The sequence below is a fragment of the Streptomyces sp. NPDC087270 genome (assembly GCF_044744625.1).
Taxonomy (GTDB): Bacteria; Actinomycetota; Actinomycetes; order Streptomycetales; family Streptomycetaceae; genus Actinacidiphila.
Window position 1 is genome coordinate 22,007 of the sequence record NZ_JBIUYR010000023.1, and the last position, 23,454, is coordinate 45,460.

10 protein-coding genes are annotated in these 23,454 nt (G+C 73.0%); 2 read left to right on the top strand and 8 right to left on the bottom strand.

What is annotated here, in order from left to right; all coding sequences use genetic code 11:
• The first annotated feature begins 146 nt into the window (after positions 1-146).
• Together ACIPAE_RS34215 and ACIPAE_RS34220 are read left to right on the top strand one after the other, a co-directional pair.
• Positions 147-2,522, top strand: coding sequence for a glycosyl hydrolase family 95 catalytic domain-containing protein (locus ACIPAE_RS34215; RefSeq protein ID WP_402450624.1), 2,376 nt, complete (start codon positions 147-149; stop codon positions 2,520-2,522).
• A gap of 59 nt (positions 2,523-2,581) precedes the next feature.
• Entirely contained in the window at positions 2,582-5,221 is a 2,640-nt protein-coding gene (locus ACIPAE_RS34220; RefSeq protein ID WP_402450626.1) for a fibronectin type III domain-containing protein, read from the top strand.
• Positions 5,222-5,290: 69 nt separating this feature from the next.
• Here ACIPAE_RS34220 and ACIPAE_RS34225 read toward each other — a convergent pair whose 3' ends face one another.
• From ACIPAE_RS34225 to ACIPAE_RS34260, 8 genes are all read right to left on the bottom strand, one after another.
• The gene (locus tag ACIPAE_RS34225; protein WP_402450628.1) at positions 5,291-9,298 is read right to left on the bottom strand and encodes a sugar-binding domain-containing protein; all 4,008 of its coding nucleotides are present in this window, start codon (positions 9,296-9,298) and stop codon (positions 5,291-5,293) included.
• 193 nt (positions 9,299-9,491) lie between these two features.
• Positions 9,492-13,136, bottom strand: a complete 3,645-nt coding sequence (locus tag ACIPAE_RS34230) for a glycoside hydrolase family 3 C-terminal domain-containing protein (RefSeq protein ID WP_402450630.1) — start codon at positions 13,134-13,136, stop codon at positions 9,492-9,494.
• A gap of 280 nt (positions 13,137-13,416) precedes the next feature.
• Complete coding sequence (locus ACIPAE_RS34235) at positions 13,417-15,789, bottom strand: ROK family protein (RefSeq protein WP_402450631.1); 2,373 nt, start codon at positions 15,787-15,789, stop codon at positions 13,417-13,419.
• Between the two features lie 161 nt (positions 15,790-15,950).
• A complete protein-coding gene (locus ACIPAE_RS34240) occupies positions 15,951-19,049 on the bottom strand; it encodes an alpha-mannosidase (RefSeq protein WP_402450632.1) in 3,099 nt (1,032 codons plus the stop codon).
• Between the two features lie 232 nt (positions 19,050-19,281).
• A complete protein-coding gene (locus tag ACIPAE_RS34245; protein WP_329363954.1) occupies positions 19,282-20,355 on the bottom strand; it encodes a Gfo/Idh/MocA family oxidoreductase in 1,074 nt (357 codons plus the stop codon).
• Positions 20,340-21,008, bottom strand: a complete 669-nt coding sequence (locus tag ACIPAE_RS34250; protein WP_328470315.1) for a ThuA domain-containing protein — start codon at positions 21,006-21,008, stop codon at positions 20,340-20,342. The genes ACIPAE_RS34245 and ACIPAE_RS34250 overlap by 16 nt, the downstream gene beginning before the upstream one ends.
• Positions 21,005-22,297 (bottom strand): enolase C-terminal domain-like protein, encoded by a 1,293-nt coding sequence (locus ACIPAE_RS34255; RefSeq protein WP_329363955.1) that lies wholly within the window; start codon positions 22,295-22,297, stop codon positions 21,005-21,007. The genes ACIPAE_RS34250 and ACIPAE_RS34255 overlap by 4 nt, the downstream gene beginning before the upstream one ends.
• 332 nt (positions 22,298-22,629) lie before the next feature.
• Entirely contained in the window at positions 22,630-23,424 is a 795-nt protein-coding gene (locus ACIPAE_RS34260) for an IclR family transcriptional regulator (RefSeq protein WP_328470311.1), read from the bottom strand.
• Positions 23,425-23,454: the final 30 nt, after the last annotated feature.

The following is a 23,454-nucleotide window of genomic DNA, read 5'->3' on the forward strand; positions in this document are numbered from 1 at the left end:
CCGATGACTACCTCTCACCAAGCAAGTAGGGAAGGACCTCTGCGCACCTCCTTGACGTAGAACCCGCGCCGCCTTAGCGTCCCGCTGCGAATAGATCCGATGAGTGTGTGCATACATGAACTCCACTCAGATACTCAGGAGGCGTTATGCAGGACAAGGGCGGGGTGTCCCGCCGCAGGGTGCTGGGCGGTGCGCTGGCGGGTGCCGCGGTGGGCGCGGGGGTCAGCGCCGGGGTGAGCGGAACTGCGGCAGCGGCGGAACCGGCGACCGCGACCGGGTCCGCGGACGCGCCCGGTCCGGCCGCCGCCGCGGGACTGTCCGTCGACACGCACGGCGACCGGCCCTGGACCGAGATCCTCGCCGACTCCGACCTGGTCTGGCAGAAGATGCCCGCCACCTGGGAGGAGGGACCGTTCCTCGGCAACGGCTTCCTGGGCTCCGGCATCTACGCGGAACCGGGCGCGAACGCGATCCGCTTCAACGTCCAGCACAGCGAAGTGCAGGACCACCGGCCCGAGTTCGGCTCCATCTTCGGCCTGGCCCGGCTGCCCATCGGGTACTTCACGCTGGAGCCGGTCGGCACCGTCACCGCCGTCGACTGGCGGCTCGACCTGTGGAACAGCGAGCTGTCCGGCACGGTCACCACCACCGCGGGCACGCTGCGGCTGCGGGCGATCGTCCACAACTCCCGTTCGGTACTGGCCGTCGAGGTGACACCGTCCACGGGGGAGCGCGACCTCGTCTGGACGTTCCACCCCGCCGACGCCATCAGCCCGCGGGCCGCCTTCAAGCCGCTGCCCGACGGCTACACCGGCAACCCGCCCGCCGTCGTGGGCGACCACGGCACGGAGCGGGCCGCGGTGCAGTCCCTGCTCTCCGGCGGCCGGCACGTCACCGCGTGGCGGGAGGTCCGACGCGGCCAGGCCCGCACCCTGTACGCGGCCGTCGCGCACTCCTTCCCCGGTACGGGCGCCACCCAGGCGGCGCTGCGCAGCGTGCGCGAGACGGCGCCGCTGCCGATGTCCGCGCTCACCGCGGACCACCGGGCGTGGTGGCACGCCTACTACCGCAAGAGCTTCCTGTCCGTCCCGGACGCGCGGTTGCAGAGCTTCTACTGGATACAGCTGTACAAGGTCGCCTCGGCCGCGCGCCGCGACGCCCCGGTGATGGCGACCACCGGCCCCTGGCTGGAGCCGACGCCGTGGCCCGCGTCCTGGTGGAACCTCAACGTCCAGCTGGAGTACTGGCTCATCCACGGCTCCAACCACCTCGAACTGGACGGGCTGACCCGCTCGTTGAGCGAGTTCCGGGAGAACGTCAAGGCGCAGACCGCGCCCGCCTACCGCTCCGACTCCCTGGTCATCGCCCGCTCCAACGACATCACCCTCAGCCACGGCCTGGACAGCGGCCCCGGCGGCACCGGCGGCGGCATCCCGGGGCAGGACCCGCCCACACCCGAGATCGGCAACCTCACCTGGGCGCTGCACAACGTGTGGCTCTCCTACCGTCACACGATGGACGAGTCGATCCTCCGCGACGTCGTCTTCCCGCTGCTGCGCAAGTCGGTCAACTACTACCTGCACTTCCTGGAGCCCGGCAGCGACGGCCGGCTGCACCTGCCGAAGACCTTCTCGCCGGAGTACGGCGTGGACACCCCCGACACCAACTTCGACCTGGCGCTGATCCGTTGGGGCTGCACCACGCTGCTGGAGTCCGCGCAGACCCTCGGCGTCGACGACCCGCTGGCGCCGCGCTGGCGCGAGGTGCTGCGGCGGCTCGTGCCGCCGCCCGTCGACGCCGACGGCTTCATGATCGGCGCCGGGCAGCCGTTCGCGATGTCGCACCGGCACTACTCGCACATGCTGTCGGTCTACCCGCTGTACCTCGTCAACTGGGAGCAGCCGGAGAACCGGGACCTGATCAGGACCTCGGTCGACCACTGGATCAGCTTCACCGGCGCGCTCCAGGGCTACAGCTACACCGGCGCGGCCTCCTTCTCCGCGCAGATGCTCGACGGCGACGCGGCGGCCGGGTACCTCTCCGACCTGCTGCGGCTCTACGTGCAGCCCAACACCCTCTACAAGGAGTCGGGGCCGGTCATCGAGACGCCGCTGTCGGCCGCGCAGTCCCTGCACGACATGCTCTGCCAGAGCTGGGGCGGCGTCATCCGGCTCTTCCCGGCGGTCCCTTCGACCTGGAAGGACGTCGCGCTGCACGACTTCCGCACCCAGGGCGCCTTCCTGCTCAGCGCGTCCCGCCAGGGCGGCACCACCCGCTGGGCCCGGCTGCGCAGCGAGGCCGGGGCGCCCTGCGTGCTGCGCACCGACATCGCCGGCCCGCTGGAGGTGAGCGACGGCGCCGGCCGCGCGCTGCCGTACACCGACCTCGGCGGCGGCACCCTGCGGATCGAGCTGGCCCGCGGCCAGGAGGCGTGGGTCCACCCGCGCGGCACCCGCCCCTCGACCGGCCTCGCCCCGGTCCCCGCCAACGCCCCCGCCCCGCGCTGGGGCCTGCCGGCGTGATCGCCCCGCGCGGCGCGGACAAGGCGCCGTCGCACTCCCCGCTCCCGACCCGAAGGACGATGACCGTGCTCAGAAGAAGACTGTGGCCGATACTCGCCGCCACCGCGGTGGCGATCGGCGGCATCGCCGCCACCGGCCCGGCGGCCGACGCCGCTCCCCCCTCCCAGGACGTCTACGTCGCGCCGTACGGCAACGACCACGCCGCGGGCGACGCGCGCCACCCCGTGCGCACCCTGGCGCGCGCCCAGGACCTCGTCCGGCAGCGGGACCACCACCTGGCCGCGGATCTGACCGTCCATCTGGCCGACGGCACCTACCGGTTGGACCATCCGCTCACGCTCGACTCGCGCGACTCCGGGTCAGGCGGCCACCAGGTGGTCTGGCAGGGCAGCGGCAAGGCCGTGATCAGCGGCGGCAAGCAGGTCACCGGCTGGCACCAGGTCACGGGGCACAGCGGCCTGTGGGCCGCCCCGGCACCCCGCGGGCTCTCCGACACCCGGCAGCTGTACGTCGACGGCGTGCGCGCCACCCGCGCCGCCGGCCAGGTCCCGGTCACCCTCACCAAGACCGCCACCGGCTACACCGCCGCCAGTGACACCCTCGCGAAGTGGCCCGACATCGCCGGCGCCGAGTTCGTCTACACCAGCGGCGAGACGCTGTGGAACATGGTGCGCGACGGCCTCGGCCAGTGGACGCAGCCGCGCTGCGACGTCGCCTCGGCGTCCGGCACGACCGTCACCATGGTCCAGCCGTGCTGGGACAACTCCAACAAGCGGGTGGAGTTCCCGGACATCCCCGGCCGCACCGTCAGCATGGTGGGCCCCGGCGCGCTCACCAACGGCGCCCACGTGACGTACATGGAGAACGCCAGGGAACTCCTGGACACCCCGGGCGAGTGGTACCTCGACCGCGCCGCGCACACCGTCTACTACATGCCGCGCAAGGGCGAGGACCTGCACCGCGCCGACGTGGAGGCGCCCGCGCTGGAGAAGCTCGTCGACGGGCGGGGCACCGCCGCCGCGCCCCTGCACGACGTGGCCTTCCGCGGCCTGCAGTTCTCCTACGCCACCTGGCTGACCCCCTCCTCCCCGGAGGGCTTCTCCGAGATCCAGGCCGGCTACACCATCTCGGGCCCGACCGGCTACGCCACCGAGGGCCTGTGCGGCTTCCAGGCCGGCGGGCAGTGCCCGTTCGGCGCCTGGACCAAGGAGCCCGGCAACGTCGCGATCGACCACGGCCGCGACCTCGACTTCAGCGACGACGCGTTCGTCCATCTCGGCGCGGCCGGACTGGAGTTGGGCGACGGCACGCAACACACCACCGTGCGCGGCAGCGTCTTCACCGACATCTCGGGCAACGGCGTGGAGGTCGGCGGCGTGGACCAGGCGCTGCCCACCGACGACGCCGACGTCACCCGCGACGTCCAGCTGACGGACAACCATCTCTACGCCCTGCCGCGGGAGTTCACCGGCGGCGTGCCCATCGTCAACGGCTACACGCAGCACGACCTGATCTCCCACAACCAGATCGACCACGTCGGCTACTCCGGGATCTCGATGGGCTGGGGCGGCTGGCCGGACAAGATCGGCTCGCCCGCCACGCCCAACGACAGCCACGACAACACCGTCAGCGACAACCTCATCACCGACTACATGCAGGGCCTGGACGACGGCGGCGGCATCTACACCCAGGGCCTGACCGGCAGTTCGATGGCCACCGGCGAGAAGGTCACCGGCAACGTCATCCACACGCAGTTCGGCCTCGGCAAGAGCGTCTACACCGACAACGGCTGCACCTACGAGACGGTGTCGGGGAACGTGCTCTACGGCGCGTCGTACGCCAACGTCGCCAGCACCCACGTCGACTACCGCGACGCCCTCCACAACAACGACCCGACCCTCATCTCCGGCAACTGGTGGGAGCAGGGTGACGCCGACGGCAGCAACAAGGGCGTGGTGACGCAGGGCAACCACCTGATCGCCTCGGCGTCCGACGCCCCCGCCGGCGTGGTCGCCGACGCGGGCCTGGAGCCCGCCTACCGGAGCGTCCTCGCACGGCGGTTCGCCCCGGTGTCGGTGCCGGTGGCGCCGACCCGGGTCGCGACGGCCGTCGGTGCGTCCGGCACGCTGTACACCGCCTTCAACCCCACCTGGGCGGACGGCGGTTCGCCGCTGCTGGGGTACCGGGTGACGGCCGCGGACCCCGCCGGGCACACGGCTGCGACCGCCTTCGTCTCCGCCGCCGACTTCGCCGCCACGGCGCTGGTCCGGCTCACCGGCCTCACCGACGGTGTCCCCTACACCGTGACGGTCACGGCGGTGAACTCCCATGGCGACAGCGCGCCTTCGCTGCCCTCGGCGCCGCTGGCCCCGAAGGCCGCCACCGCGCCGGCCGCGGCTCCGACCGGACTCAAGCTGAAGGCCCAGGCCACCGCCGCGACCCTGGACTGGACGCCCCCGACCGTCGTCGGCGACTCCCCCGTCATCGGCTACCGGATCACGGTCACCGACCCCTCGGGCAGCCGTACGGTCGACGTGGCCGGCCGGGACGTGCTGGTCACCCAGCCGTCGGCGCACGCGATGTTCCGCGTGCTCGGCGATCTGACGCCCGGCACGCCGTACACGGTCGGCGTCGCCGCCGTCACCGGCGCGGGCACCGGCCCGGCCGCGACGGTCACCGGCACGACCCCGGCCGCGTAGGCCAGAGCGGATACCGAGCCGGCCGGACGGGCCCCACGACCCGTCCGGCCGGCTCACCGCTTCACCGGGTCACTGCGTCGCCGTGTACACGTAGATCTCGTGCACGGACAGGTAGTTCCCGGCGGCCTTGGTGTTGACGACCTTGAAGTACCGGACGTCCACCGGGTCGAAGTTCAGCGTCATCACGCCGCCCGAGGTGTACGGAGCAGTGTCGGCGAGGCTGAGCACCGTGGTCCAGGTGGAGTTGTCCGTGGAGACCAGCAGGTCGGCGCCGCTGGGTACGTCGCCGCTGGAGGCCGACGCGTCCCACACGATCTTGTCGATGGTGTGCGACGCCCCCAGGTCGAGGCCGTAGTACATGCCGGGCTGGCGGGCCGTCGAACTGGTCCAACGGGTGCTGGGGTTGCGGTCGTAGGCGTTGGCGGGGGTTCCGCCGGCCGGGTTGGTGAAGCCCTTCCAGCCGTCGGTGGGCAGTTCGCCCGAGCCGGCGCCCGCGGCGAAGGCGGTGCCGACGTTCGCGGCCAGCAGCGCGGCCAGGCCGACCTGCGTGGGCAGGGCGTTCTTGTCCGGCCACAGCAACTGGTCGACGATCACCGACCCCTGGCCCGCGGCCGTCTGCCACAGCGCGCTGCCGGCGGTGAAGCCGAGCGTGCTGTGTGCCGCCTTGCCGTACTTGGTCTGCTCGTTGCCCGCGCTGAACAGGCTCCAGGCGACCGCCCGGGTGTCCACCGCGCTGGTGCCGCCCTTGGCCTGCACGGTGTACGCCACCAAGGGCGCGCCCGCGCCCGGCCAGTCCAGGTCGGCGTTGCTGACGCCGGTGGTCAGGGCGGAGTTTCCGGTGGTCACGGCGCCGTGCGCGTGGTCGGTGTCCACGGCGGTGAGCTTGGCGCCGGACGGCAGGAACGGCGCGACCGACGCCCAGGTGTCCGGGGTGGCACCGCTGATCCACAGGGTGCCGCCCTGGCCGGTCCACGCGGTGACCGCGGAAGCGGCGGCCTTGAGCGACGCCAGCGGCGCGTCGTTGCCGGGCGAGGCGTCCACCAGCAGGATGTCCAGCGCCGCGAGGGCGTCGGCGTCGACCGTGCCGAGCACCGTCAGATCGGCCGCGGCGGCCTTGAGGGTGACCGCGGCCGCGCTCTTGTCGTCGGCGGCGAGCACCCCGAACCGCCCGGTGGCCGCGGCCGGCCGGGCGACGTACCCGAGCAGGTTGCGCAGCAGCGCGGCGGCGATCGGCTCGGCGGCCTGCGCGGCCACCACCGGGTACTGGCAGATCAGGTAGCGGCCCTTGCCGAACCTGGTCTCGGCGAGCGCGGTGGCGGCCAGCGCGGACCCGGCGTCGGCGAGCGAGAGCAGGCTGCCGAAGCGCGGCTTGAGCAGCACGGTGGACACCACGGTCTCGTCGGCGGTCTGCCACCAGCGCAGGTCGTCGGCGCCGATGCCGGCCAGCACCGGGTGGTGCGGCGCGGCGACGTGGGTGACGGTCTGCGGGCTGCTCGTGCTGAACTGCGGCCACGGCAGGATCTGCGGGAACGCGCTCTGCGCCAGCACCAGCACCTGGCCGCCGGCGGCGACGAACGCGGTGACCTTCTTGCCCGCGTCGGTGTCGGCGGCCGGTTCGGCGCCCTCGGCGACCACCAGCACCTCGCCGGAGGCGGGGTCGGGCAGCGTGCCGAAGTCGGCGACGGTGCGGGCCGTCACACCCAGCGCGGTCAGCGCCTTGGTGGTGGCGGCACCCGAAGTCCCCTCCAGCACCGCCGCCTTGAGCGGGGTGCCGAGCTTGCCCGCGGGAGCCGGGTACAAGGTCAGCGCGATGTCGTCGGTGAACGTCCCGTCGCCCGAGACGGTGATCCGCAAGGTGGCCGCGGTGGCCTTCTTGACCTTGGGCAGCGCGAGCTTCGCGGTCACGCTGCCGCGGTCGGTGGCCGCGACCGTCACCTTCGCCGAGCCCTTGCCAGTCGGGATGCCCTTGCCGCTCAGCGTCCAGCCGACCGTCAACTTCACCTTTCCGGCGGTGTCGTTGCAGACCATCAGGTCCTTCGCCAGCGTGCTGCCGCCGAAGTAGTGGGTGCGGTAGTCCAGCGCGAGCGCGGCGACGGGCTGGAAGACCCGCGCCACGGAGCCGTGGATGGGGTTCGGCCGCCAGTCGGGCAGGCCCTTCTGGAAGCCGGGGTTGAGGGTCGCCGCGAACGGCCCGACCCGCTTCAGCCGCGGCCCGGACCCGCTCGGATCGGGCTTCGGCACCGACGTGCCGTCGAACGGTAGCGGCTGCATGCCGTACCAGACCGTGTTCCACGGCGAGATCGCGGTGATGCCCGCGTACCGGAAGCCCTCGATCTGGGCGCGGACGGTCAGCGCGTGCGCCGACCAGAACCCGTCCAGGTCCGCGTACGCCGCCGGGCCGCCGAGCGCGCTGACGTCGGACGGGTTGGCGTAGTACATCGAGCTGAACTCGCTGATCAGGAACGGCTTCTTGCGGTCCCACTCGTCGCCGCGCGGCTGGCCGACGGCCAGCACCCGGCCGGACTCGGGGATCGTGGTGTTCTTGGTGGTGATCTCCACCGGGTAGTGGGTGCTGCGCAGGTCGCCGGCGCCCTGCGGGTCGCCGTCGCCCTCGAAGTAGACCGGGCGGCTGGTGTCCTCGGCGAGCACCGGCGGCTTGAGCGCGGCGACCTGCGGCACGTAGCTCTGGCCGAAGGCGGCCAGCATCTCGTTCTCCGCGCTCCAGGCGATGATCGAGGGGTGGTTGCGGTCGCGGACCACCCGGTCCTTCAGGTGGGTGGCGCAGTTGGCCCAGAAGTCGTCGGCGCCCATCGCGTAGTTGCCCGAGGAGCCGTAGATGCCGGACTCGCCGACGATCATCATGCCGAGTTCGTCGGCCACGTCGTAGTAGACCGGCGGGTACGGCATGGCGTGCAGGCGCATGTAGTTGACGCCCGCGGCCATCGCCATCCGCATCCACATCTCGGCGTAGGCGCGGCTGTTCTGGACGGAGCCCATGTAGTGCCAGGAGTCGCCGCGCAGCAGTTGCGGTTCGCCGTTGAGCAGCAGCGCCGGGCCGTCGACGGTGACCTCGCGGAAGCCGAACCGCTGGGTGGTCGAGTCGAGCACCGGGCCGGTGCCGGAGGCGCGGATGTCGACCCGCAGCTCGTACAGGTGCGGGTCGGCCGGGTTCCACAGCCGGGGCTTGCTCCAGCCGGCGGACTCCTCGACGGCGGTGGTGCCGCCGGCCGGCACGGTGACCTGGCGGCTGAGCCGCAGCACCTGGCGGGCGCCGTCCCACACGGTGTGGTCCACCCGGACGGTGGCGTCGGCGGCGGAGTCGTTGCGCAGGACGGTGGTGGCGGTGAGCTTCTTGTCCGTGACCGACGTGACGATCGCGGTGTCGGCGGTGGAGACGGGGTTGCGGGCCAGCAGCCACACGTCCTGCCAGATCCCGGCCGCCTCCTGGCCCCACCAGGAGCCCCCCGGGAAGTGGTAGCCGTCGGACTGCCGGGCCGAGCCGGGTGAACGCACCAGCAGGTGAACGGTGTTGCTGCCGCCGAAGACCGCGTGGTCGGTGACGTCGGCCTCGAACGGCAGCAGCCCGTCCTGGTGGTGGGCGACCTGGGCGCCGTTGAACCAGACGGTCGCCTCGAAGTTGACCGCCTCGAAGCGCAGCACGATCCGCTGCCCCTTGGCCGCCGCCGGTACGCGGACGGTCCGCCGGTACCAGGCGGTGTTCACCGTGTTCCAGTCGTCGGGGGTCTCGAAGAGGTCGTAGGCGTCCCAACCGGTGGCGAACGGCCCGGCCGCCATGTTCCATTCGGCCGGCACGGGGATGTCGGCCCAGCCGGAGTCGGCCGGCGGGTAGGCGGCGCCGGCCGCCGCGGGCAGGAAGTCCCAGGTGCCGTTGAGCGACTGGAGCACCTGGGCGCCGCCGGTCCTGGGCGCGGCGAAACCGCCGTCGCCCGGAGCGGCCGCCTGGGCGGCGCCGATCCGCTGGAGGCCGACCGCGGCGGCGGTGGCGGCACCGAGGGTGAGCAGCTGGCGGCGGGTCGGCACCAGGGCCGAACTGCGCTGTTCATGCTGGTTGTTCATGGTTCCTTCCATGGGCGCCCAGGGGCGGGCGCCGGCATGAGGGCATGGGGACATGAGGACTTGAGGGCGTGGGGGCACGCGGGCGGGGGCACGCGCGCGTCAAGGAGCAGGCGCGGCCTCAGGCGTACGCGGGTGTGCGAGGCATGCGCGGGGGGCCGGTCCCGACGGGCGGCCGGCCCCCCGCGCCGGCGGGTCAGCCGCCGATGGCCACGGAGAAGACGTGCATCGCCAACTGGTTGTTGGTCGCCGTCTGGCTCACGTCGGGCAGGGTGATGGCCTGCACGGTCTTGCCGGGTTGCAGGTTCACCGTCGCGGCGTACGTGTGCACGGGCTGCTGCGACTGCCCTCCGCCGTTGTTGAGGTACGGCAGGCTGGCGGCGATGTCGCTGCCCTGGGAGGCGGTCTTCGACCACCAGTCCGCGAGTGCCAGCGCGTACGTCTGGGTGGTGCCGTCGGTGTAGAGGATGGTGCCGCTGCCGGACGAGCTGCCGAAGGCGCTCGAACCGACGAAGCCGAGCTTGGTACCGCTGCCGCTGATCTCGATCGCCTGGCCGCCGGCCACCACGTTGTCGGGGGCGCCGGTGCCCGCGGCGGCGGGCCACGGGAAGCTCACCCCGTCGTGGTCGGTGCTCTTGCCGGGAGTCCAGCCGGCCGCCACCAGGGCGTCGCTGGAGTAGCTGGCGCCCCCGCCGTCGAAGCTGGCCGCCTTGGTGTTGTCGTCGCTGCTGATCCCGATGTTGTTGTAGGCAGCGGTCAGCGAGGCGTACGGCACGGTGACCGGTGTCTGCGCGGTGTGGTCGCCGCCGGGCGTGCCGACGGTGGCGTCCAGGGTGAAGGACGCCGGGTCGGTGCCGGCCGGGATGCTCACCGACCAGGTGGTGGTGGCCTTCTGGCCCGGGCCGACCTGGTCGAAGGTGGCCGGGGTGGTGGCGGTGGCGGTCCAGCCGTCGGGCGCCTTGAGCCCGACGGTGATGCCGCTGACCGCCGCGGCGCTGCCGTTGGTGTAGGTGGTGGTCGCGGTCAGCGTGCTGCCGGCCGCGGCGATCGGCACCGCTTGGAGCGTCAGCGAGTTGCGCACCACGATCGGGGCGGACCCGGTGACTCCGCCGACCTTCGCGGAGATGGTGGCGACGCCGTCGGCGACCGCGTGCACGGTGCCGTTCTTGTCGACGGTGGCGACCTTCGGGTCACTGCTGCGGTAGCTGACGCCCGTGTGCTTCAGGTCCGCGAACGACTGGTCGTTGTTGAGTGCCTCCACCACGTTGTCCGCGGTGATGGACGTGTCGCGCTGCTCCTTGGAGTGGTCGGTGTCGTCCTTGATCCACTGGTTCTTGCCGGTCAGGCTGAAGGTGTCGCCCGCGTTGTAGACGACGTTCTCCGGCTGCACCGTGACGGTCTGCACCTTCGGGGTGAGCCGTCCGCTGATCCGCACGTTCGCGGTGCCGGCGACGTGCGAGGAGTCCGCGGCGACCTGGAACTGGTAGCGGCCGTTGTAGACCGTCTGCCGGGAGTTCTTCGCGTCCCAGCTCGACAGGTCGGCGGCCTTGACGGAGATCGTCAGGTGCTGGCTCTGACCGGGCTGGAGGACGCCGGTCTTGGCGAAGCCGGCCAGCCGCTTCTTCGGCAGCTGGACGCCCTTGACCGTGAACGGCGTGGCGGCGTAGAGCTGGGCGACCGTCGCGCCGGCGGTCTTGCCGGTGTTCTTGACGTCGACGCCGATCTTCACCGAGCCGTCCGGGGTGATCTGCGAGTGGTCGGCGGTGACGTGCGTGTAGGAGAAGGAGCTGTAGCTCAGGCCGTACCCGAAGGGGTAGGTCGGGGTGCCGGTGAAGTACTGGTAGGTGCGGCCGAGTCCGCCGGTCTCACCGGGGGTCAGGCCGTAGTCGGACTTGTCCGGGAGCTGCGAGTCGTCCTTGTACCAGGTGAAGTTGAGGTGCCCGGCCGGGTTCTGCTTGCCGAAGAGCACGTCGGCGAGCGCGGCGCCCTGGGACTGGCCGTTGAAGCCGCTGAAGACGATCGAGGAGACCTTGCCCTGCTCGTCGTCGATCTTCACCGGACCGTCGGACTGGATGACCAGCGCCAGCTTCTTGTTGCCGAGCGCGGCGGTCTGGTCGATCAGCGAGTCGTAGTTGCCGGGCATGTCGAGGTTGGTGCGGTCCTTGCCCTCGTCGGCGTTGGCCTTGTTGGTGCCGACGAAGAGCACCACCAGGTCGGCGGACTGGATGTCGGCCTTGGTCTGGTCGCTGAGGGTCGCGGCGGCGGTGGCCGTCGAGGAGCTGCCGGCCGCGTCGAAGACCACGTCGGCACCCGGGTTGGCGGCCTTCACCTCGTCGGTGATGCCCTGCACCGGGCTGGTGGTGTGGTCCGGCTCGCCGGAGTACAGGCCCAGCGTGGTGGTGTTCGCCATGTCGCCGAGGATGACGATCTTCTTCGCCTTCGCCGGGTCGACCGGCAGCAGCGGGCTGGTGCCGGTGGCGGGCGCGGAGTTCTTCAGCAGCACCAGCGAGTTGTCGGCGACCTTGGTGGCCAGCGCCTGGTGGGCCGGGCTCTCGATCTGGTCCTTGGTGATCGAGGTGTACTTCACGCTGCCGGCCGGGTCGAACTCGCCGGTCTCCATGCGGACGGTGAAGACCTTCACCAGCGCGTTGTCGATGACGCCCTCGCTCAGCGCGCCGGCCTCGATGGCCTGCTCGATGTTGGCGGTGGTGGCCTCGTCGCCGGTGCAGTTCAGGTCGGTGCCGGCCCGCAGGGAGTACGCCTGGCCGCCGGCCTGGCCGGACATGGTCTTGCCGGTGGCGGTCTGGGTCCAGGTCGGGTTGTTCGCGTCGTGGTCGGTGGTCCAGCCGGGCGGCGCCCAGTCGTGGCCGCCGGGGAACTGCTTCCAGTTGGTGCCGACCGCGCCGCAGTCGGAGGTGATGTAGCCGTCGAACCCGTAGGTGCGCTGGGCGAGTTCGTTGGTGGTGTAGGTGTCCGACGTGGACGGGGTGCCGTTGATCGCGTTGTACGACGTCATCAGGCCGGCGACGTGCGCGTCCTCAATCAGGTCGCGGAACTGGGCGGTGTAGTAGTCGCGCAGGTCCGTGTCGTTGACGTCGGAGCTGATCCCGGTGCGGTTGTCCTCGACGTTGTTCAGCGCGTAGTGCTTGGCGGTGGCGGCGACCTTGAGGTAGCCGGTCTGCGAGGTGCCGTCCGGGTTGTTGCCCTCGTAGCCGTCGATGAACTGGCCGGCCATCTGCCCGACGAAGTACGGGTCCTCGCCGAACGCCTCGTCGGTGCGGCCCCAGCGCGGGTCCCGGTCGAGGTTGACCGTCGGCGCCCAGTACGTCAGCGAACCGTAGTCGTCCGCCGACGGGCCGAGGTTGTTCTGGCCGGTGCCGAAGAGCGACTTGTCGACGAACCCGCGGGCCTCGTCGGAGATCGCGGTGCTCTCCTGGTACATCAGGCTCTTGTCCCAGGACATGGACGAGGCGAAGTTGGTGGGGAAGCTGGTGGAGTGGACCCCGCCCTGCACCCCGCCGTTGTTCTGGTCGGCGCCGAGGCTGTTGACGCCGTGCTGCCCCTCGCTCCAGTACGTGTACTGCTGCACCCCCAGCCGCGGTATCGCCGGGCCGCTGTTGGTGCTGAGCTGCTGCACCTTCTCCTGGAGCGTCATCCGCGACACCAGGTCGGCGGCCCGCTCCTGGAAGGAGTAGTGCGTGTCCAGGTAGATCGGCGTGCTCGCGGCCGCATGCGGGGCCTGTGCCACGGCGGTGCCGCCGTAGGTGGCACTCAGCCCCACCGCGCACGCCATCGCGCACACCGCGGCCAGGCCTGCGCGCCGACGCCTTCGCTTGTCCATCCTGCCTCCGTCGTCCGGGGAGTGTCATCAAGCGTGATCAAGCGGAACACCCGGGCCGGCTACGACCCTTGCGACGAACTTTGGTGCAAGTCCGAAGAAAGTCCAGGCCTTGCGTTCTCAATGCGGCAGTTTGTTGCCAGGTTTGACGTCGAGTCAAGAGTTCTGACCGGACAGGATGGCATTGTTTTGACTGATGACGACGAAACAACGATGAACGGGCTCCGCCCGGCGGCGGGCGCCGCGCCCGGACGGCCGGCTTCCGGCCGGGCGCCGGACGTCCCTACGCCCGGGCGCGGGTGCGCAGCCGCGGGGTGAAGGTGGCGTGGAAGATCGTGGACGCGGCGCCCACCGCGGCGGCCTCGGCGCTGAGCACGGACGGCTCGACCTCGACCCGTCGCAGCCGGCGCGCGGTCGGGAAGTCGTTGACCACCCGGTGGATCTCGTCGAGGTAGAAGCCGGCGGTGTCCTCGGTGAAGAACGGCCCGCCCAGCACGATCAGGTCGATGTCGAGCAGGTCGACCAGGCCCAGGGCGCCGCGGCCGACCGCGCCGGCCACCTCCCGCAGCGCGGCGGTGGCCGCCGCGTCGCCGGCCGCCGCGGCCCGCCCGACCTCGCGGTACGCCGCGGTGCTGCCGGCGGCCGCGCCGGAGGCGGGGAAGCCGTGCCGGGCGGCGAACTCCGGTACGGAACCGGGCGGGTTGCACTCCGGCACCATCTCGGGCCGCCCGTCGGGACCGGTGCGGCCGAGCGATATCGCGCACAGCTGGCCGAACTCCCCCGCGTTGGCGCTCACTCCGCGGTAGAGGTCGCCGTTGAGGTAGAGGCCGGAGCCGACCCCGGTGCCGAGGTACAGGTAGGCGAAGTCGCGGGCCCTGCGGTCGCGACCGATCCAGCGCTCGCCGGCCGCCGCGGCCAGCGAGTCCTTCTCGATGATCACCGGGCAGGGGAAGTGGTCCTTGAGCAGGTACAGCAGCGGGATGTCGTTCCACGCCGACAGCAGCGGCGGGCCCAGCACCGTACCGGAGGCGATGTCCACCGGGCCCGGCACCGCCACGCCGATGCCGAGGAAGCCCTCCTCCGGCACCGAGCCCTGCGCCTTCTCCAGCGCCTCGCGCCCCAACGCGACGACCTGCGCGACGAATTCGGTCGGATCGCCCTCCGCGCCGACCGGCCGGGTGCAGGTGCAGACGATCGCGCCGTCGAGGTCGATCACCACGGCGGTCAGCACCTCGGGGTCGATGTGCAGGCCGAGCGCGTGCGCGGCGGTGCCGCACAGCCGGACCGGGGTGCGCGGCTTGCCCGAGGTGGCCCGGCGCTGCGCGTCCTCCACGAGGATGCCGCGGTCGATCAGCGAACGGGCGATCCGCGAGACGGACTGCTGGGTCAGGCCGGTGCGGTGCGCGATCTCGCCGCGGGTGATGGTGCCCGACAGCCGCACCGACTCGATCACCACGCACTCGTTGAACGAGCCGAGGTCGATCTGGTTCACCCCGCTGGAGGCGATCGGCTCCGCGGGGGCGGCCGCGCTCGAAGGGGCCGCCGTGGCCGCCGCTTTGGAGGTGGAAGGCGCGGCGGACGGCGCGGCCTGCGCCGGCGGTACGGCCACGCTGCTGCGCAGATGGCCGGCGACGCTCTCGCGCAGCCACCGTACGGGGGTGCCGCCGCGGCCGAGTTCCGCGACCAGGTCGAGGTAGACGCGGCGCGAGGACTCGGGGTGGCTGGTGCTGTCCAGCGCGGCCATGGCGCGCAGGAAGCTGCGCCAGGAGGCGTTGGCGGGCAGCCGGTGCGAGGTCACCCCGCCGATCGCGGCCCCGGCCGGAACGGCGTCGGCGGAGGTGGAGTCGGCGGAGGCGGAGTCGGCGGGGGCGGAGTCCCACAAGGTCACCGCGTGCAGGGCGATGTCGGGGTGGTGGGCGGTGGCCTCGGCGAGGTAGCCGGCGAGTTCCGGGTCGTGGTCGGCGCCGGTGCGGGGCCCGTGCGGGAGCGTCCCGTCCGGGTGGTGCGGGTCCGCGGGTGTCCCGTCCGGGTGCGTCCCGCCTGAATGCGTCCCGCCTGACGGTGACCCGCCCGGGTGGAGCGCGTCCATCGCGCCGGCCAGCCCTGACAGCACGTCCTCGCCGAGCACCGTGGCGACGGCGGCCGACGGCGGCACGTCCGGGCGGGTACCGGCCAGCAGGACCGCGCGGCGGTCGTCCACGTAGACGCCCATCACCCAGATGTCGGCGCCGGGCAGCGGCGGGCGGGCGGGGACCCGCGGGCCGCGGGTGATGTCGCCGCCCACCGCCCAGCGCCGCCGGATCGAGGCCACCGTGGCGTGCGACAGGCCCAGTTCGCGGGCGATCGCCCGGCTCGCGCCGGAGCCGCCGGGGGCCAGCAGCGCCCGGGCGACGACCTCCGCCTCGTCCACGGTGGCCGGGCGGCCGGTGCGCGGGCGCTGCTCCAGCCCGGCGAGGCCGGCGCTCTGCCAGCGGTGCCGCCAGGTGCCCACGGTCTGCCGGGACACGCCCAGCCGCCGCGCGATCTCGGCGTCCCGCAGTCCCTCGATCGCGAGCAGCACCACCCGCGCCCGCACCGCCAGGGGGCCGCCGCCGCGAGCCCACTCGCGCAGCACCGCCACCGGTCCGCTCTCCTGCACCACGTCGAGGTCAGCCACGGCGCACCTCCGCGGGAATGCCGGCGCGGTGCGCCGCCGGCGCGGCTGCCGCGCACGTCGAGCCGGGCGGTGGCGGCCCGCTCGGCCGCCGCCACCGGGTGGCGCGTCTCGGCTGAGCGGCGCGGCGCGGCGGAACGGCGGGCGTGGGGGGCGGGGTTGCGTCAGGCACGGTGCCGGTCCTTGGGCGTGATGCGGAGGGTGAGGATCTGGAACGGGCGCAAGGTGAGCGGGTCGGCGGGGGAAAGGGCGGCGAGCGGCGCTTCGAGCAGGTCGGTCTCCGTCAGGGCGGCGACCGGGAAGCCCGCGGTGAGGGTGGTGCGCGCGCGGCCGCCGCGCGACTCGTAGAGCCGGACCACGACGTCGCCGCCGCGGTCGTCGGCGAGCTTGACCGTCTCGATGAGCACGTCCGGGTGGTCGACGGCGACCAGCGGCAGGTCGGCCACCGGCTCGGGGGTGTCGGGCCCGGTGCGCAGCGGGAGGTTGAGCGCGTAGCCCTCGGTGATCGCGTCCGCCACGGAGGCGCCCGGCCGCAGGGTGTGCCGGAAGCGCTGGACTCCCCGGTCGGCGTGCGGGTCGGGGCTGTGCGGGGCGCGCAGCAGGGTGCTGCGCACCACCGTGGTGGTGCCGCCGTCGGGCCGGGTGTGGCGGGTGGTGTCGTAGCCGTAGGTCGCGTCGGAGGCCAGCGCCACGCCCCAGCCGTGCTCGCCGACGTGCAGCCAGCGGTGGGCGGCGGCCTCGCGGCGGGCCGCGTCGGAGCCGGTGTTCTCGTGGGTGGGCCGGGTGACGTGCCCGAACTGGGTCTCGGCGCTGGTGTGTTCGGCGTGCACGTCCAGCGGCCAGGCGGCCTTGAGCATGGTGTCCTGCTCGCGCCAGTCGATCTCGGTGTCGATGGTGAGGGCATGGCTGCCGGCGCCGAGGCCGAGGTGCTGGACGACGGTGGAGCGGCCGGTGCCGCGCACCACCCGGACGGTGGCCAGCAGCGGTCCGGCGTCGAGCAGTTCGACCGACTCGGCGGTGTCGAGGTCGCGCCCGCCGCGCGGGTCGAGCCGCAGCGCGCTCCAGTCGGCGGGCTCGTCGCGGTGGAGCTGGAGCAGGTTGCCGGCCGCGCCGGGCGCGATGGCCTCCCGGCCGGTGCCCGACTCGACGGCCGAGCGCACCAGCCCGTCCCGGTCCACCACGATCCGCAGCAGGCCGTTGTCCAGGACGTGGCCACCGTCGGCGAGGGCTTCGACGGTGACCGGCGACAGGTCGCCGAGCGGCAGTCCGGCCCGGCCGGCGCCGAGGGCGGGCGCCTGCGCGAGGACGGCGGTGCGGCCGTCGGCGAGCTGCTGCCCGCCGGGCAGCGGGCGGGCGTCCGGGCCGAGCACGACGACCTCGCGGCGTTCGCGCGGGCCGGAGTTGAGCACCCCGGTGCCGTCCGGGTCGGTGCCCGGGCCGCCGGTCGCCCGCCGGATCAGCCGCTCCAGCCGGCGCTGCACGTCGCGGTGGGCCTGTTCGGCCTCTTCGTGCACCCAGGCGATGGAGGTGCCGGGCAGGATGTCGTGGCACTGCTGGAGCAGCACCTGCCGCCACAGCCGCTCCAACTCGGCGTAGGGGTAGGGAATCCCGTGCCGTACGGCGGCGGTCGCCGACCACAGCTCGGCCTCGTGCAGCAGGGCCTCGCTGCGGCGGTTGCCGCGCTTGGTGCGGGCCTGGCTGGTGTACGTGCCGCGGTGCGCGGCGAGGTCGAGTTCGCCGCGCCAGACCGGTGCCTGCGGGTACTCCTGCTCGGCGGCGCGGAAGAACGCGGCGGGGGTGCTCGGCGTGACGCGGGGGGCGCCTTCGAGGTCGGCGAAGCGGCGGGCCCGCTCCAGCATGGCCCGGTCGGGGCCGCCGTCGCCGCGGCCGAAGGGCAGCAGCGAGCTGCCGGCGGCGCCGAGTTCGGCGAAGGACGCGACGGTGCCGGTGAGTTCGGGCCCGGTCAGGCTGGTGCCCTCGGCGGCGCCCGGCACGAGGTGGGTGAACAGGCGGGTGCCGTCGATGCCCTCCCAGCGGAAGGTGTGGTGCGGGGGCGCGGCGGCCAGCCCCGGTTCGGGGCGGCGGGCGGCCACCCAGCGGGCCCCGGCCAGCGCGGCGAGCTGCGGGAAGGCGGCGGAGGCACCGGAGACGTCGGGCAGCCAGACCCCGTCGCCGTCGACGCCGAGTTCGTCGCGGAAGAAGCGCCGGCCGTGCACGAACTGGCGGGCCAGCGCCTCCCCGCCGGGAAGTTCGGCGTCGGCCTCGACCCACATGCCGCCGGCCGGCACCCAGTTGCCGTCCGCGACGGCCTTGCGTATCCGCTCGAAGACGTGCGGGTGGTGCTCCTTCATCCAGGCGTAGTGCTGCGCGGAGGACGCGGCGACGACCAGTCCCGGGTACTCCTCGGTGAGCGCGGCCATGGTGCTGAAGGTGCGGGCGCACTTGCGTACGGTCTCGCGCACCGGCCACAGCCAGGCGGAGTCGATGTGCGCGTGGCCGACCGCGGCGAAGGTGTGCGCGGAGTCGTGCGCGTGCCGGCTCAACGCCGGGGCGAGCACCGTACGGGCGCGGCCCGCGGTGCGCGCGACGGCGCGCGGGTCGACCGCGTCCACGGCGGCTTCGAGGGCGGCGCGGATCTCGTGCTTGCGGGGCAGCGCGTCGGGCAGCGCGCGCATCAGGCCGTCCAGCGCCTCGAAGTCGTGGATCAGCTGCCAGACATCCTCGTCGCGGACCGCGATGTCGGCGCGGCGCAGCCGGTACAGCGGGGTGTCGCCGGCGGTGGCCGGGTCGCCGTAGCGGCTGCCGGCCCCGCTGCCGCCCTCGATCTGCGGGTTGGCGGCGGCCTCGACCAGCAGGCGCACCGGCTCGCCGCCGACCGCGCTGACCGCCACCGGCACGGCCGGCAGGTGCGGGTGGAGCCCTTGCAGCGGCAGGCCCCGCTCGTCGTGCACGAGCCCTTCGGCGCGGCCGCCGTCGGGGTCGGAGCCGAGGTCGACGAGGGCCTCGACCCGGCGGCCCGCCCAGCGTTCGGGCACGGTGGCGTGCACCCGGAACCAGGTGGTGGCCCAGGGCTTGCCCCAGGGCTCGCCGACCGCGAACGGGGTGTACTCGGCGCGCAGCGCCACCTCCGCCGGAACCGGCTCGCCCGGGATGTGCCAGGCGCCGATGTCCATGGGCAGCCGCTGCGGATACAGCGCTGGGCGCAGCTTCTCGGTGAGGAACGCGGCTATCCGCTCCTCGCCCGAGGCGATCCGGTCATGCATGGGCAGCCTTTCTGTCCAGCGGGTTCCCGCTATGTAAAACCATGTGTGTTATCAAGTCAACGCCTCTCACGAATTCAGCCTTCTCGCAGGTCGTGACCTGCGAGAACGTAATTGTCAGGCTATTTCCAGGTCATTGCGACCCCGATCCGGAAGATAATTCGCCTGACAATGCGGACGGCAAAAGGCGGCGGGCGCGGTCCCTGGTGGCCGCGCCCGCCGCCCCGCCGCTGCGCTACGCGACCGGCGCGGGCCGCTCGCAGCTGCTGGCCACCGGCAGCGCCTGGCCGGCGTGCGCGGAGTCCAGCAGGGTGAGCATCACGTCCAGGACGTGCTCGGCGAGTTCGGCCGACGCCAGGTGCGGGCGGCCGCCCGCGACCGCGTCGGCGAGGTCGGCGAGCCCGGTGCCACGCCCGGCGCCCCGGTAGCCGGCCGACACCGGCAGCGGCTGCCAGGAGCCGCCCGCCGCGAAGAGTTCGACCGGTCCGTCGAAGCCGTTCGGGTCGGGCACCGACAGCGACCCGGCGGTGCCGTGCACCTCGATCCGCGGCAGGTGCGCGGCGTGGATGTCGAAGCTCATCACGAGCGTGGACAGCGCCCCGCCGGCGTGTTCGAGCACCCCGGTGACGTGGGTGTCCACCTCGACCGCGAAGCGTTCCCCGGCCCGCGGACCGCTGCCGATCTCGCGTTCGGCGCGCGGCGTGGACGCGGCGCCGGTGACCTTGACCACCGGGCCGAGCAGGTGCACCAGCGCGGACAGGTAGTACGGGCCCATGTCGAGCAACGGGCCGCCGCCGGGCCGGTAGTAGAACTCCGGGTCCGGGTGCCACGCCTCGTGGCCGGCGGTGGTCATGAACGCGGTCGCCGCGACCGGGCGGCCGATCAGCCCGTCGTCGACAGCCTTGCGGGCGGTCTGGGTGCCGGTGCCGAGCACCGTGTCGGGCGCGCTGCCGACCCGGACCCCCGCCGCCCGCGCGGCGGCCAGGATCGCGGCGGCCTCCTCGCGGGTGGTGGCCAGCGGCTTCTCGCCGTAGACGTGCTTGCCCGCGGCGATCGCGGCGAGTGCGACCTCGGCGTGCACGGCGGGGATGGTCAGGTTGAGCACCGCGTCCACGTCGTCGCGCGCGACGAGTTCGGCGACGCTGCCGGCCACCTGGGCGCCGGAGCGCTCGGCGGCCTCGGCGGCCCGGCCGGCGTCCAGGTCCGTGACGGCGGTCAGCCGCAGCGTGTCCAGCTTCGCGATGGTGTCCAGGTACTGGCCGCTGATCTTGCCCGCACCGACCATGCCGACCCTCAGCGGCTCGCCCACAGCAGTCCCCTCTCGGTGAGTGCCCGCACCTCGGGCACGTCGAAGTCGTCGGCCTTGTGGCCGATGGCGTTGACGAAGACCCGGCCGGCGCCCTGCTGCCGGGTCCAGACGGTCGGCATCACGACCGGGTGGTCGCGTTCCTCGCCGGCCGGGAAGACGGTGGTGGCCAGCACGTCGATGTCCGGGTCGGTGGAGACCCAGTACTGCTCGGTGTGCACGGCGAAGTCACCGAGCCCGGCGAGCAGCGGGTGGTCGGCGCGCTCCGGCACGAGGTGCACGGTGTAGTCCACGAACCCGTGCGGGTGGTGCAGGAACTGGCCGCCGGTCAGGAAGTGGTAGTCGACGTCGCCGCGGAAGGAGTCGACGATCCCGCCGTGCCAGCCGGCGAAGCCGGTGCCGGCCCGGACCGCCGCGACCAGGCCCTTGGTCTGCTCGGCGGTGATCTCGCCCATGGTCCAGCACTGCACCACCAGGTCGGTGGCGGCCAGCCGTTCGGCGTCGGCGTAGACCTCCAGCGACTCGGCGGTGTCGACCTGGAAGCCGCTGTCCTTCAGGAACGGCACGAACAGGTCGCTGATCTGGACGGGTGAGTGGCCCTCCCAGCCGCCTCTGACCACCAGGGCCCTGCGGTGCGGACGGTTCGGATCGGTCACGGGCGTTGCACGCTCCCATCGGTGTTGCGCAGCAGGGCCCACCGGTCGTGGGCCAAGGGTTCCGGCACGGGGTGCCGGGCGGCCGCGGCCTCGTCGAAGTCGACGCCGTGGCCGGGGGTTTCGTGGGGCACCAGGCCGCCGGCGGTGGCGGTGATGGTGCCCGGGTAGACCTCGTGGACGGGCGGCCTGAAGACCGCGGCCTCCTGCACGCCGAAGGCGTGGCTGGAGATGTCCATGGCGAGCGTGGCGGCCTGGGCGATCGGGCTGACGTCGGCCGGGCCGTGCGGCGCCAGCCGCACCCCGCGCAGTTCGCACAGCACGGCGATCTTGCGGGCCGGGGTCAGCCCGCCCAGGGTGGGCACCCTGATCCGGGCGAAGTCGATGTCGGGGCCGTCGCCGCCGGCGATCAGGTCGGCGAACTGGGCCGGGTCGTGGAACAGTTCGCCGACCGCCAGCGGCACCGGCGAGACGTCGTGCAGCCGCTTGAAGTGGCCGGCGTCCTCCGGCGCGAGCAGGTCCTCCACGAAGTACAGCCGGGCGTCCTCCACCCGCCGCAGGAACTCCCTGGCCTGCCGCGGGTCGAGCCGCTCGTGCACGTCGTGCAGGAGTTCCACGTCGTCGCCGACGCGTTCGCGCACCTGGCGCAGCACCTCCGGCACGTAGCGCAGGTAGCCGGCGCCGTCCCAGGGCGCGCGCCGGGTGCGTACCGCCTCCGGGTCGGTGCCGCCGCCGTGCGCGCCGTAGGTGTCGGCGCCGGGCACCGCGGCCTGGATGCGCACATGGCGGTAGCCGCGCTCGCGGGCGGCCTGCACCTTGTCGGCCAGCTCGGCCGCGTCCAGGCCGTCGACGTGGGTGTACGCCTCGGCGAAGGTGCGGACCTTGCCGCCGAACAGCGAGTACAGCGGGGCGCCCAGCCGCTTGGCCTTCAGGTCCCACAGCGCGACGTCGATGCCGCCGAGCGCGTTGCCGTTGATCGAGCCGCCGCGCCAGTAGGCGCTGTTGAGCAGCAGGCGGTGGATGTCGTCGATGTCGTCGGGGTCCCGGCCGACCAGCAGCGGGGCGAGGTAGTCGTCGAGCACCGAGCGCACCGCGAGGGTGCGCTGCGGATCGCTCGCGCAGCCCAGCCCGTACAGGCCCGGGTCGTTGGTCTCGATACGGACGATGAGGTGAGGACAGCCGTGGGGGGCGGTCAGGAACGTGCGGACGGCCGTGATGCGGATCTTGGCACCGCGCTCGTCGACCCAGGGTGCGGGGGCGAGCGGAGCGGGGCCGGCATCAGGCAAAGCCATGCGAACTCCCACGTGCAGGAAGGCGGTTCGGTCAGCGCGAAGCCGTCGCCGACCGGTTCCGGACAGCAGCGTGTGCTATCCCTTGGAGAGGACGACGACGTCACGCACGGCACGTACAGATAACAGAATGCCGTACCGACTCACGAACGTATGAAAGCCGGTCCGAGTTTGTCAAGAGGTCTGACAAACTCGGACCGGCTGGTGCGCAACGGGCCACGGCGGCAAGGCGGTTGGGCCGGGGCGGGAAGGTCCCGGCAGGGCCGGGCGGGGCGACGGCGGCGGTTACGGCGCGAGCCGCGGATCAGGGCCCGGACGGCTCCCGGGCCCGGTCCTCACTGCTGGCCGAGCCGTTTGAGCAGCGTGCTCAGCGAGTGCGCCGCCTCGGTGACGGCCTGCGCGATCTCCTCCATCCGCGCGTCGTCCATCCGGCTCTTGGGCGCCGAGCAGCTGATCGCGTCCTCGCCCTGGCCGCTGCCGAGCGCGACCGCGACGCAGCGGATGTCGACGGAGTTCTCGCCGTCGTCCATCGCCCAGCCGCGCAGCCTGGCCTCGCCGAGCTGCGCCAGGAGTTCGTCGGGGTCCACCACGGTGTCGGGCGTCAACCGCTCCAGCGGCCAGGCCAGCCGGCGCTGCACCTCGGCGGGGTCGTACTGCGCGAGCACCGCCTTGCCGAGGCCGGTGGCGTGCGCCGGCAGCCGGCGGCCGACCGCGGAGTACATCCGCAAGGCGTGCCGGGACTCGCGTTTGGCCAGGTAGACGACGTGCGTGCCGTCGAGCCTGCCCAGGTGGACGGACTCGCCAGTCTCTTCCGCGAGCGCGTCGAGCACCGGCCCGGCCAGGCTCGTGACGTCGTCGCCCTCCAGGTACGCGGTCCCGGTCAACAGGGCTTTCAGGCCCAGGCTGTAGCGGGTCCCCGACGGGTCGAGATCCACCCATCTGCGGGCCTGCATGGTGCGCAGGATCGCGTGCAGGCTGCTCTTGGGCACGGCCATCGCCGCGGCCATCTCGGCCAGCGACATCCGGGCGCCGTCGGCGCCGAGCAGTTCGAGCACCTCGAGCACCCGCGCCGCGGACTTGACCTCTTCAGGTTTGCGTTCGGGCCCGCGCCCGCGCGCTGTTGCTGCCACCGATTCCACCGATCCTCCGCTCCCCGCGCT

Coding starts and splice junctions, on each gene's coding strand:
- ACIPAE_RS34220 (WP_402450626.1), top strand. CDS start 2,582: ATGACCGTGCTCAGAAGAAGACTGTGGCCGATACTCGCCGCCACCGCG.
- ACIPAE_RS34240 (WP_402450632.1), bottom strand. CDS start 19,049: ATGCATGACCGGATCGCCTCGGGCGAGGAGCGGATAGCCGCGTTCCTC.
- ACIPAE_RS34230 (WP_402450630.1), bottom strand. CDS start 13,136: ATGGACAAGCGAAGGCGTCGGCGCGCAGGCCTGGCCGCGGTGTGCGCG.
- ACIPAE_RS34255 (WP_329363955.1), bottom strand. CDS start 22,297: ATGGCTTTGCCTGATGCCGGCCCCGCTCCGCTCGCCCCCGCACCCTGG.
- ACIPAE_RS34215 (WP_402450624.1), top strand. CDS start 147: ATGCAGGACAAGGGCGGGGTGTCCCGCCGCAGGGTGCTGGGCGGTGCG.
- ACIPAE_RS34225 (WP_402450628.1), bottom strand. CDS start 9,298: ATGAACAACCAGCATGAACAGCGCAGTTCGGCCCTGGTGCCGACCCGC.